The sequence below is a fragment of the Oerskovia sp. PE-21s genome, assembly GCF_056158145.1.
This window is the reverse complement of the sequence record NZ_JBUXJM010000008.1, coordinates 14,709-26,656: the sequence shown is the minus strand read 5'-3', so window position 1 is coordinate 26,656 and position 11,948 is coordinate 14,709. Positions and strand designations below refer to the sequence as shown.

10 protein-coding genes and 1 riboswitch are annotated in these 11,948 nt (G+C 73.3%); of the genes, 5 read left to right on the top strand and 5 right to left on the bottom strand.

What is annotated here, in order from left to right; translation table 11 throughout:
- The first annotated feature begins 38 nt into the window (after window positions 1-38).
- The gene (locus ACZDYF_RS15290) at window positions 39-2,330 is read left to right on the top strand and encodes a SpoIIE family protein phosphatase (protein WP_475058913.1); all 2,292 of its coding nucleotides are present in this window, start codon (window positions 39-41) and stop codon (window positions 2,328-2,330) included.
- Window positions 2,331-2,378: 48 nt separating this feature from the next.
- On the opposite strand, the gene ACZDYF_RS15285 is transcribed toward ACZDYF_RS15290, so the two are convergent.
- A complete protein-coding gene (locus ACZDYF_RS15285) occupies window positions 2,379-2,849 on the bottom strand; it encodes an ATP-binding protein (protein ID WP_204806790.1) in 471 nt (156 codons plus the stop codon).
- 85 nt (window positions 2,850-2,934) lie between these two features.
- On the bottom strand, window positions 2,935-3,246 hold the full coding sequence (locus tag ACZDYF_RS15280; RefSeq protein ID WP_307823903.1) for an STAS domain-containing protein: 312 nt from the start codon (window positions 3,244-3,246) through the stop codon (window positions 2,935-2,937).
- 184 nt (window positions 3,247-3,430) lie between these two features.
- On the opposite strand from ACZDYF_RS15280, the gene ACZDYF_RS15275 reads away from it, so the two are divergent.
- A complete protein-coding gene (locus ACZDYF_RS15275) occupies window positions 3,431-4,624 on the top strand; it encodes an aminotransferase class I/II-fold pyridoxal phosphate-dependent enzyme (protein WP_475058907.1) in 1,194 nt (397 codons plus the stop codon).
- 7 nt (window positions 4,625-4,631) lie between these two features.
- Here the strand turns inward: ACZDYF_RS15275 and ACZDYF_RS15270 are convergent, their stop codons facing one another.
- Window positions 4,632-4,973, bottom strand: coding sequence for a CBU_0592 family membrane protein (locus ACZDYF_RS15270; protein WP_191792244.1), 342 nt, complete (start codon window positions 4,971-4,973; stop codon window positions 4,632-4,634).
- 194 nt (window positions 4,974-5,167) lie between these two features.
- Here ACZDYF_RS15270 and ACZDYF_RS15265 point away from each other — a divergent pair, with 194 nt between their 5' ends.
- On the top strand, window positions 5,168-6,073 hold the full coding sequence (locus ACZDYF_RS15265; protein WP_191792243.1) for a LysR family transcriptional regulator: 906 nt from the start codon (window positions 5,168-5,170) through the stop codon (window positions 6,071-6,073).
- An 11-nt stretch (window positions 6,074-6,084) separates the two neighbouring features.
- On the opposite strand, the gene ACZDYF_RS15260 is transcribed toward ACZDYF_RS15265, so the two are convergent.
- Entirely contained in the window at window positions 6,085-6,285 is a 201-nt protein-coding gene (locus tag ACZDYF_RS15260; RefSeq protein WP_475058904.1) for a hypothetical protein, read from the bottom strand.
- 162 nt (window positions 6,286-6,447) lie between these two features.
- On the bottom strand, window positions 6,448-7,041 hold the full coding sequence (locus ACZDYF_RS15255; RefSeq protein WP_475058901.1) for a hypothetical protein: 594 nt from the start codon (window positions 7,039-7,041) through the stop codon (window positions 6,448-6,450).
- Window positions 7,042-7,253: 212 nt separating this feature from the next.
- Between ACZDYF_RS15255 and ACZDYF_RS15250 the strand changes: the two genes are divergently transcribed.
- Window positions 7,254-8,690 carry a lactate/malate family dehydrogenase gene (locus ACZDYF_RS15250; RefSeq protein WP_475058898.1) on the top strand — a complete coding sequence of 479 codons (1,437 nt, stop codon included), beginning with the start codon at window positions 7,254-7,256 and terminating at the stop codon, window positions 8,688-8,690.
- Window positions 8,691-8,718: 28 nt separating this feature from the next.
- A riboswitch (glycine riboswitch) is annotated at window positions 8,719-8,819 on the top strand.
- Between the two features lie 209 nt (window positions 8,820-9,028).
- A complete protein-coding gene (gene gcvP, locus ACZDYF_RS15245; RefSeq protein WP_475058894.1) occupies window positions 9,029-11,929 on the top strand; it encodes an aminomethyl-transferring glycine dehydrogenase in 2,901 nt (966 codons plus the stop codon).
- Window positions 11,930-11,948 lie beyond the last annotated feature (19 nt).

Genomic DNA, 11,948 nt, shown 5'->3' with positions numbered 1-11,948 from the left:
CCATGAACGGCCCGCATCCTGCGGGAGTGGAGCTGCACATGACACAGAGCACGGACGAAGACCTTCTCAGCCCGGCCGAGGCGATCGACCTCGAGAACTGCGCACGCGAACCCATCCACATCCCCGGGCGCATCCAGCCGCGCGGGGCGCTCCTCGTGGTGCGCGAGTCCGACGGCCACGTGCTGCAGTGCTCGACCACCGTGCGCGAGGTCCTGGGACGCGACACCGAGGACGTGCTCGGCACGTCCCTGACCGAGGTCCTGGGACCCGACGACGGCGCCCTGCTCCTCGCGCACGTCGCGCAGCACACCGACCTCGCGTCGCACAACCCCGTCGAGATCCGCACCGGTGCGGCCCACGACGTCGCGACCGACGCGATCCTGCACCGCCCGCCGCTGCCGGCCGACGCCGAGCCCGTGGTCGTGATCGAGCTCGAGCCCGCGGTCGTGCGACCGCTCAGCTTCCCCAACACCTACCAGGCCGTGCGTGCGGCGCTCGCGGACCTCGACCGGGCCGGGACGCTGCCCGCGCTGTTCGGGACGGCGGCGCGGCACGTGCGGCGGCTCACGGGCTTCGACCGTGTGATGATCTACCGCTTCGACGCCGACTACAACGGCGAGGTCGTCGCCGAGGCCAAGCGCGAGGACCTCAACTCGTTCTACGGGCTGCACTACCCCGCGACCGACATCCCGCGCCAGGCCCGCGCGCTGTACGAGAAGAACTGGATCCGGCTGATCGACGACGTGGGCTACGTGCCGTGCGACGTGGTGCCGACCGACCTCCCGACCACGGGGCAGCCGCTCGACCTCACGTACTCGACGCTGCGCAGCGTGTCCCCGATCCACCTCGAGTACCTCGCGAACATGGGCGTGGGTGCGTCGATGTCGATCTCGCTGCTGCGCGACGGGAAGCTCTGGGGCCTCATCGCGTGCCACCACTACTCGGGGCCGCACCACCCGCCCTACGCGGTGCGCGCGGCCGCGGAGTTCCTGGGCGCCGCCCTGTCGGTGCTGCTCGTCGCGCAGAGCGAGGAGGACCGGCTGGCGGTCTCGCGCGCGTCGGCGCGGCTGCTCGCGGGCCTCGTCGCGGACAGCCGCGACGAGGACACGTCGCTCGTCGAGGCGCTCACGGCCGACCGGCGCCTGCTCGACCTCGTGGGCGCCGACGGTGCTCTGGTCGTCGCGGAGGGGCGCTGGGCCTCGCTCGGGCGCGTGCCCGACGACGCCGGGGTCGCCCTGCTCGCCGGATGGGTCGCGGACCGGCTCGCGGCCGCGGGCGACGAGGTCGTCGCGATCGAGTCGCTGCGCGTGGCCGCCCCGGACCTCGCGGAGCACCTGCCCGACGTCGCGGGCGTGCTGGGGGTGCACCTCAACGACGGCCAGGTCGTGCTCTGGCTGCGCGACGAGGTGCTGCGCAGCGTCGACTGGGGCGGCGACCCCCACAACAAGGCCATCGCGCGCAGCGAGGGCGACACGGTCCGACTCAGCCCCCGCAAGTCGTTCGAGCGGTGGCGCGAGGTCGTGCGCGGCCACAGCGAGCCCTGGGCCGAGGACGCCGTCGAGACGGCCGGAGCCTTGCGCAGCCACCTCGTCGAGGCGCTCTACCTGGCCGGGCGCCGCGACGTGCGTGCGGCCGAGGCCCTGCAACGGAGCCTCCTGCCTGCGTCGCTGCCGGACACGCCGGGCTGGACCGTCACGGCGCGGTACGAGCCGGCCGGTGGCGGCTTCGTCGGCGGGGACTGGTACGACGCGCTGCGCCTGCCCTCGGGGGCGCTCGGGCTCGTCGTCGGGGACGTCACGGGCCACGGTCTCCAGGCCGCGGCCTCGATGGGGCAGCTCCGCAACACGCTGCGCGCCGCGCTCGTGCAGGACGGCACCGCACGCGGGGCCGTGGAGCAGCTCGCCGAGACCGTGCGCTGGACCATGCCGGGGCAGATCGCGACCCTCGTCGTCGCGGTCGTCGACCTCGACGAAGGCTCGGTCGAGTACGTGACCGCGGGCCACCCGCCGCCCTTCTTCCTCGTGCCGGGCGACGGCGTGGTGTGGGGTCGGCTGCTGGGCGGGCCGCCGCTCGGGCTCGGGGCGCCGCGGTTCGAGGCCGGGACGACGTCGATCGCGCCCGGCGGGGCCCTCGTGCTCTACAGCGACGGGCTCTTCGAGCGCCGCGACGAGTCGCTCAAGGTCGGGCTGCGTCGGCTCGCCGGGACGTTCGCCGAGCACGTGGGCGACGTCGACGCCGTGCTGCGCGCGACCCGGGACCCCGCGTCGGAGGACGACGCGACGCTGCTTGTGCTGCGTCGTCGGGCCGTCGGCGAGGCCGAGGACGGCTGAGGGCCGGTCTGCGCCTCGCGCAGACCGGCCCTCGACGGGAGCGAGCGGTCAGGGGACCGCCGCGACGGGTACCGGCGGTCCGACCGCCTCACGGGGGACGCCGAGGCGTGCCCACACGTGCTTGCCGTCAGCGACGAACCAGCCCACGTCCAGGGCGATCCGCTGCGCGAGCACGAGGCCGAAGCCGCCGTCGCCCGGCAGGCGCGGTGCCGCGACCACGGGGGCACGGCTCGTGTCCTGGTCGATCACGTCGACGATGTACTCCTCGCCGTCGGTCAGGAGCTGGACCGTCGTCGGCGGGCGCCCGTGGCGCAGGGCGTTGGTCGCGAGCTCGCTCGCGACGAGGACGATCTTCTCCGGGACCTCGGCGAGGGCGCCGTCGGGAGCGAGCGGGCGACCCGTGAGCTCGAGGTGGAGCGAGGTACGCAACGTCGAGAGCTCGTCGATCGAGTCGAGCTGCCAGACGCGGACCACGTGGAAGTTCTCGGGCGGACGGGACGAGGCGATCGAGGTGTCCAAGAGGTTCCTCCGATGGGTCCGGTTGTTCGGGTGGACGGGTGCGACGGCGCGGCCGAGAGGGTGGTGGCCGCGGCGACGGGACGGGTCAGTCGACGAGCGTGAACTGCGTCAGGACACCGCTGATCTCGAGCAGGTCCCGGATGCGTTCCGGGACGCCGACCAGGACGGGGGCCGCGCCCCCGGCGAGGAGGGACAGGTACAGCAGCCGCAGACCACCCGAGTCCATGAACGTGACGTCGGTCAGGTCGATCGTGACGGGGCCGTCGGCGCGTTCGAGCGATCGGACGAGGTCCCCTTCGGAGCGGTCCTGGACCGCGGCGTCGACCTCACCCCACATCGTCCATCGAGGTCCGGAGTCGTCGATGCGGACTCCCCCTTGCGTCGTGTGCTCCGGCACTGCTCGCCTCTCGCTCGTGTCCTGAGTGGTGTGCACCCCGGTCGCTTGTCGACCGGGACCCGTGCCAGGTTACGGAACTTCTGGCCCGGTTTCCTTCCAGGACTCGCTCCGTCACCGGACCTGCACAGTTCACCCGGTGCTCGAGGGGGCTCGCGAGGCCCGGAACCCCGGGCATGATGGCCTCATGAAGGTCTCCCGCAGGTCGCACGTCCCCCCGTTCGCCGTCATGGAGGTCCTCGCCGCGGCGAACGCCCGCCGCGACGCGGGCGAGCCGGTCCTCAACCTGTGCGCGGGGGAGCCCGCGACGGGCGCGTCCGACGTCGTGCGGCGCCGGGCGATCCAGCTCCTCGAGTCGGGGGACCTGGGCTACACCGAGGCACTGGGCGTGCCGGCGCTGCGCCAGGCGATCGCGGAGCACTACGGACGCACCTACGGCGTGAGCGTCGACCCGTCGCGCGTCGCGGTGACCACGGGGTCGTCGGGCGGCTTCCTGCTCGCGTTCCTCGCGGCGTTCGACCCCGGGGACCGCGTCGCGCTCGCCCGGCCCGGGTACCCGGCCTACCGGAACATCCTCGCGGCCCTGGGGTGCGAGGTCGTCGAGCTCGACTGCGGCCCCGAGACCCGCTACCAGCCCACGGTCTCCCAGCTCATGGAGGCCTACTACGAGGGCGGCCTCGACGGGCTCGTGGTCGCGAGCCCCGCGAACCCGACCGGGACCATGATCCCGCCGGCCGACCTCGCCGAGCTCGCGGCGTGGTGCACCGACCACGACGTGCGCCTGGTCAGCGACGAGATCTACCACGGCATCGTCTACGCCGACCCCGCGTCGGAGGCCGGCGAGACGGCGACCGCCGCGCAGTACCTCGACGGCGGCGCGGTCGTCGTGAACTCGTTCTCCAAGTACTGGGCCATGACCGGGTGGCGGCTCGGGTGGCTCGTGCTGCCCGAGGACCTCGTGGCCCCGGTCGACGCGCTCGCGGGCAACATCGCGCTGAGCCCGCCGGCGCTCGCGCAGCACGCGGGCGTCGCGGCGCTCACCACCGAGGGGTACGCGGCGGCGGCGGCGAACGTCGCCCGGTACGCGGACTCGCGCGCCCTCGTGCTCGACCGGCTCGACGACCTGGGCTGGGACCCGGTCGCCCCGGCGGACGGTGCGTTCTACGTGTACGCGAACGTCGCCGGGTCGGGCATGGACTCGGTCACGTGGTGCGAGCGGCTCCTCGCCGACACCGGGGTCGCGCTCACGCCCGGCACGGACTTCGACGGCGTACGCGGCCGCGAGTGGGTCCGGTTGTCGTTCGCGGCCGCGCCCGAGGTCGTGGCCGAGGCGGTCGACCGGATCGCGGCGTGGCGGGCCGCGGGGTACCGGCGGGTGTGAAGGGCCGTCAGGCAGCCAGGTCCACGGCACGCGCCTGGGCGGTGGGCGCTTCGAGAGGGATGACGACCGCCTCGGTCGCGCGGCGCCGTCGGGCCTTGACGAGCACGACGATGGCCTGACCGCCGATGACGATCCACACCACGTTCGCGACCGCCGAGGGCCACACGCCGTTGACCGCGGCGACCAGGCACATGAGCCCGGCGCCCACGAAGTTCGTGAGCTGGAACCGCAGCGAGTCCCCCGACCAGCGGCCACGGGTGACCATCGCGTACGCCGTGACGGCCGCGATCGCCCCGACCCATCCGAGGGGGGTCACGACCAGGTCGACGAGGGCGGGGGAAGCGGACATGGCGGTCTCCGGGCAGGGGTCATGAAGGGATCGGGGAGGGGGGCCTGGTGGGAGCTGCGACGCTGCAGCGACCAGGTGGATTGTGGGCGCCAGCCCCTTTTGAGGAGGACCAGCCGGCGCCACGTCACAAGTGTGACCCCGAAAATCATTCAGCACAATTGAAGAACTCTGACGTGGCCGTTTAGCATCACTACATGGCCACGGACCCACGAAGACTTGGTTTCCTGCTTGCCGTGCACCGGTCCGGAGGCGTCCTGGCGGCGGCCGACCTGCTGCACGTGACGCCCTCTGCCGTGTCTCAGCAAATAGCGCGTCTGGAGGCCGAGGAGAAGATCCAGGTCCTCGACCGGGGACCCCGTGGCGTGACCCTCACACCTGCGGGCCGCATCCTCGCCGAGGCCGCCGAACGCATCGAGTCCGAGATGGTCGAGGCCCGCAAGGCCATCGTCGCGATGAGCGAGGAGATGACCGGGACGGTGTCCGTCGGGTCGTTCCAGACCGCGATCCGCGCGGTCGTCGCCCCCACCTTCGCGTCGCTCGAGGCGCGCTACCCCGGCGTCGAGCTCGACGTCCAGGAGCTCGAGCCCGCCGAGGCCCTGCGGCTGCTGCGCAGCGGCGACCTGGACATCGTCCTCCTGGAGCGCGACGAGGACGCCGACTCCCCCGCGCCGCGCGGGATGCGCGAGGTCCCGCTGCTCGACGAGCCGTGGCGCGTCGTGGTGCCCGCGGCGTTCCCCACGCCCGCGCGCCTCGACGACGTGCGCGACGCGGTCTGGCTGGGACCCGAGACCACCACGGCCGCAGCCCGCGCCCTGCGCCGCCTCTCGCGCACGCTCGGCACGACGCTGCGCACGCGCCACTCGTACTACGACTTCGACGTCGCGCTCGCGCTCGTCGCCGCCGGGCAGGGCGTCGCGATGCTCCCTGCGCTCGCCGTCCAGGGCGAGATGCCCGACGGCGTCACGGTCGTCCCGCTCCCAGGTCTCGGCTCGCGTCGTCTCGTCGCACGCCACCGGGCCACCCGGCACGAGCCCCGGCCCGTCGTGAACGCGGTCATCGACGAGATGGTCGCGGCGGCCTCGGCGATCGAGCTGGGCTGACCCAGGAGCGCTCAGCGCCTGCCGACCGACAGGCTCCCGTCGTCGAGCACCGACAGCTCGTCCAGGACCCGGGTGAGGGTGCCCGCCGACCGGTCCCAGCGCATCGACCGGGGGTCCGCGGGGAGGTCGACGCCCCGGGCCGGCACGTCCGGTGTGGCGAGGTGGCGAGGGACGTAGGCGGTCTTGCGGGGCTGCTGGTCCTGCGAGGTCATGTCCATGCTGGGTGAAGCCCCCTCGGGCGCTCGTGGTGGTCCTCGACGCGGGCGCGCGACGGGATGAGCACCTCATCCTGCCCGCCGCGCGGGCGGGGCGAAGGAGGCGCGCCCGCGCACGTGGGCGGGACCATGGGGAGAGTCGTGGAGATCGTGTGGGCGCTACTCACGGACGAACACCTGGTACCGCTCCGGGTCCTTCTGGGCTGCGACGGTCGCTGCGACCCGCGCCTCGGCCTCCTCCCTGGTCGCCAGCACGTCGCAGTCGAACGTGTCGTAGAACGTGATCGAGGTGTGCGCCCAGCCGAGGACGGGGGCGGTCCCTGCGGGGCAGCTCCCGACGAGCGGGTACACGAACACGATCTGCTTGCCCGTCTGGAGGCCGATCTTGCGGGCGATGCCCTGGGCGGTGTCGACGATCAGGCTGCGGTTCGTGACGATCTGGTCGGGCACGCCCGGGTCTTGGACGCTCTTGTCGACCTGGCCCTGCACGTAGGACCTGACACGCTCCGGCAAGGGTTCGTCGCTCGTGACGACGACCCGCGACCCGTCGGGCAGGGCGAACGCCTTCTTGCCGTCGGGGAGCCTGTCGACGTCCTCCGCGGCGATCTTCTCGCCCGTGGCGACGGCGAGCTCCTCGTGCGCCGGGGCCGTGGCCGCGGCGTCCTGCACGGACGACCCGTCGGCTCCCGGACCCGCCGGGTTCCCGCGAGCGTCCCCGACGCAACCCTCGAGCAGCGCGAGCAGTGCGAGCATCACGAGGGTGGCGGCTATCAGCAAGAACCCCGCACGGCGATTCTCGGGGGTCGTCACAGACCGCACCTCCGTCGATCTCGGGCATGCTCGCCAGGAGCACACGTCGGTTTTCCACCTCCTATGCGGCGGACGCGGCGTCGGCCTGCTTCCCGGTGACGGCCGGTCCCGCTCCCCTGCCTGCGGAGGGGACTTTCCGGACGTAGCCTGCTCGGATGGACGTAGCGGTGCTCGGAGCGACCGGTGACGTCGGGCGGCAGGTCGTCACGCAGCTCGTCGAGCGCCGCATCCTGCCGACGACCTCCCGGCTGCAGCTCGTCGGCCGGCCCGGCGGCGCCTCGGGGCGCGCGGTCCACGGGCTGCGCGCGGACCTGGTCGACGCCTACGACGAGCACGCCCCGCTCGTCGACGTGGCCCACTCCCCCGCCGACGTCGTCGCCGACGTGGTCGTCGTCGCGGCCGGGGCGACGACGCCCGCCCGCTCCGGAGCGTCGCTCGACCGGACCGGCCTCGCCGTCGCGAACCGCGAGGTCTTCGCCGAGTACGCCGACGCGATCGCGCTGCACGGGTCGGGGCACGAGGTCGTGATCGTGGTGTCCAACCCCGTCGAGGTCGGCGTCGCCGTGATGGCCCAGGCGCTGGGCGCGCGACGCGTCGTCGGGATGGGCGCCTGGCTCGACACCCTGCGCTTCCGGCGCGAGATCGCCGTCGAGCTGGGCGTCCGACGGCACCGCGTGGGCGGCTTCGTCGGTGGTCAGCACGGCGAGGACGCCGTGCCGCTCTGGTCGACCGTCCGTCTCAGCGGGCACGACCTCGCCGAGCGCGACCGGGCCGTGCGGCTCCTGCGCCGCGGACGCACGCTCGACCGGTTCCCGGACGAGATCGCCGCCGCCAAGGCCGAGCTCGTCGAGGTCGCGGCCACCGACGTCGGCGCCGCGTACCGCCTGATCGACACGTGGCCCGCCGACCTGCGCGTCGTCGCACGCCCCTGGATGACGCACCAGAGCGGCGCCAAGACGGCGACCGCCACGGCGTCCGCGACGGTCGACCTCGTCGAGGTGGTGCTCGACGGTCGCGAGATCGTCGTCGCCGGGCAGGTCGCCCTGGACGGCGAGGTGGCGCTCGCGGGCCAGCCGCAGCGAGGCGTCCTGGGCGTCCCGCTCGTGCTGGGTCCCGAGGGATGGACGCGCGTCCTTCTGGACGCCCTGCCCGACGACGAGACGCACCGCCTGCGCGGAGCGGCGGCGGCCGTGGGGTCGGCCCTGCGGACGGCGGGAGTGGTGGGCGAGCCGGGCGCATCGCCCGCCGGGCCCCGGGGAGCCGGCGGGCCCACCGCGCCCGCAGGCGTGCCCCCCGGCCCCGACGCGGCCGAACCCGCCTGGGTGGCCCAGGTCGAGGGCCTGCACCGAGCGGGCACCCTGACCGGCCTCACGGGCGTCTTCTCGACGCGCGGCGTGAGCTTCGAGCACCTCGCGACCGAGGAGGTCGAGGGCGACGGCGACGCGGGCACGATCCACGTGGGCTTCCGGGCCAGCGAACGTCGCGCGAGGGCGCTCGAGCGCGCGGTGCGACGTCTGGCGACGGTGCGCTCCGTCGTCGTGCACGGCGCTGACGGCGAGACGACCGCTCCGCCGCACGAACCTGCGCGCTAGGCTGGGCGCACAACCACATACTGCTGCTCGAACCACTGCGGGAGAGCCCGGCCACCTCAGGGTGAGGTCGGCGCCGAAGGAGCAACTCCTCCCCGAGAATCTCTCAGGCCGACGTACCGCGGTGGCGAGGCAACTCTGGAAAGCGGTGGCTCCGCGCCCGCCCTCGGGCGCAGGAGTCCCCTACCGACGGTGCAAGCCGGCGCGCCCCGGGTCCGCGAGGACCATGGCGGACCGGCAAAACTCTCAGGTCGACGCTGCGCGTCCGATGACAGAGCGGGGAGGAACGGGCGGGCCCCTGGGCCTGCCGTCGTCTTCCTCGCCGACCCCCGGAGACCTCCGTGACACAGCAGTCCAGCGACGCGTTCGACAGCGCGCACTTCCCGTTCCGCCACCTCGGGCCCCGCCCGGTCTCCGAGGACTCGGCCGGCGCGCCCTCGGGTGAGGTCGCGACCATGCTCGCCGAGCTCGGCTACGACTCGCTCGACGCGTTGATCGACGCCGCGGTCCCGGACTCGATCCGGACCGACCGCCCGCTCGACCTGCCCGCGGCCCGCACCGAGTCCGAGGTCCTCGCGGACCTGCGGGCCATCGCGGCCAAGAACGTCGTCAAGACGCAGATGATCGGTCTCGGCTACTACGGGACCATCACTCCCCCGGTCGTCCGGCGCAACGTGCTCGAGTCTCCCGCCTGGTACACGGCGTACACGCCGTACCAGCCCGAGATCTCCCAGGGGCGCCTCGAGGCGCTGCTCAACTTCCAGACCGTGGTCCTCGACCTGACCGGGCTCGAGGTCGCCAACGCGTCGCTGCTCGACGAGGCCACCGCGGTCGCCGAGGCGGTCGCGCTCATGTGGCGCGCGGCCAAGGGTGGGGCGGGCGTCGTCGCCCTGGACTCCGAGCTGTTCCCGCAGACGATCGCCGTGGCCCGGGCCCGGGCCGAGTCGGTGGGCCTGCCGGTGGTCGTGGTCGACCTGTCCGAGGGCGTGACGGCGGGGCTCGTCGCCGCCGGGGTGGCGGACCAGAAGCTCATCGGCGTGGTGCTGCAGCAGAGCGGCACCTCGGGCGTGGTCCGGGACCTGCGCCCCCTCGTCGCCGAGACCAAGGAGCAGGGCGCTCTGGTGACGATCGCCGCCGACCTGCTGGCCCTCACCCTGCTCGTCTCCCCCGGCGAGCTCGGTGCGGACGTGGCGGTGGGCTCCGCCCAGCGCTTCGGCGTGCCGCTGTTCTACGGCGGCCCGCACGCCGCGTTCATGGCGGTCCGCAAGGGCCTCGAGCGGTCGCTCCCGGGCCGGCTGGTCGGGGTGTCGGTCGACGCCGACGGCGACCAGGCCTACCGCCTGGCCCTGCAGACCCGCGAGCAGCACATCCGTCGCGAGAAGGCGACGAGCAACATCTGCACGGCCCAGGCGCTGCTCGCGATCGTCGCGTCGATGTACGCGGTCTACCACGGGCCCGCAGGGCTCAAGGAGATCGCGGAGCGCGTGCACTCGCGGGCCGTGGCGCTCGCGAACGGTCTGCGGGCCGCGGGCGTCGAGGTTCGCCACGAGGTCTTCTTCGACACCGTGGCGGCCGTGGTGCCGGGTCGCGCGGCAGCCCTGGTCGCTGCCGCGGCGGACGCCGGGATCAATGTGTACAACCCAGATTCTGATCATGTACAGATTGCGTGCGACGAGACGACGACCCCCGACGACGTGCTCGCGCTCGTCGAGGTCTTCGCGGCCGGCCAGGACCTCGGGTTCGTCGGCGGCGGCAGCGTGCTGACCCCGGAACTGCTGCGCACGACGGACTACCTGACCCACCCGGTGTTCCACCGCCACCGCTCGGAGACCGCGATGCTGCGCTACCTGCGCTCGCTCTCCGACAAGGACCTCGCGCTCGACCGCACCATGATCCCGCTCGGCTCGTGCACCATGAAGCTCAACGCGACCGCCGAGATGGAGGCCATCTCCTGGCCCGGGTTCGCGGACCTGCATCCCTTCGTGCCCGCCGACCAGGCCCTCGGATACGCCGAGCTGATCGACGGCCTCCAGGCCCAGCTCACCGAGATCACGGGCTACGCGGGCGTCTCGGTGCAGCCCAACGCGGGGTCGCAGGGCGAGTTCGCGGGCCTGCTCGCGATCCGCGACTACCACCGCTCGCGCGGCGAGGAGGGGCGCGACGTGTGCCTCATCCCCGCCTCGGCGCACGGCACCAACGCGGCGTCGGCGGCGCTGGCGGGCATGCGCGTCGTGGTCGTGGCGACGTCCGAGAAGGGCGAGGTCCAGCTCGACGACCTGCGCGCCAAGCTCGAGCAGCACGGCCCCCAGGTCGCGGCGATCATGATCACCTACCCCTCGACCCACGGCGTCTACGAGGAGCACGTGCGCGAGGTCTGCGAGCTTGTACATGCGGTTGGGGGCCAGGTGTACATCGATGGCGCGAACCTCAACGCGCTCGTCGGGCTCGCCCGGCCCGGCGAGTTCGGGGGCGACGTCTCGCACCTGAACCTGCACAAGACGTTCTGCATCCCGCACGGCGGTGGCGGCCCCGGGGTCGGACCCGTCGCCGTCGCCGAGCACCTGGTCCCGTTCCTCCCCGGGAACCCCCTCACGGGCGAGGGGGCGGCACCGGTCTCGGCCGCTCCCTTCGGCTCGGCCGGCATCCTCCCGATCTCCTACGCGTACGTCGCCCTCATGGGTCCCGACGGCCTGGAGGCCGCGACCAAGACCGCCGTGCTCGCCGCCAACTACCTGGCCAGCCGCCTGACCGAGCACTTCCCCGTGCTCTACACCGGCGAGGCGGGCCTGGTCGCGCACGAGTGCATCCTCGACCTGCGCCCGATCACGGCGCAGACCGGCGTCACGGCCGAGGACGTGGCCAAGCGCCTCATGGACTACGGGTTCCACGCGCCCACGCTGTCCTTCCCGGTCGCGGGCACGCTCATGGTCGAGCCGACCGAGAGCGAGGACCTCGCCGAGCTCGATCGCTTCGTGGCGGCGATGGTCGCGATCAAGGCCGAGATCGACGAGGTCGCGGCCGGTACGTGGGGCATCGAGGAGTCGCCGCTGCGCGGGGCGCCTCACACTGCCGCCGCGGTCGTCTCGGACGCCTGGGACAAGCCCTACTCGCGCGAGGTCGCGGCCTACCCGCTCGCTACGCTGCGGTCGGGCAAGTACTGGCCGCCCGTGCGCCGCATCGACGGGGCGCGCGGCGACCGCAACCTCGTGTGCACCTGCCCCCCGATCGAGTCGTACTCCTGAGGTGTCAGAACCAGCGTGA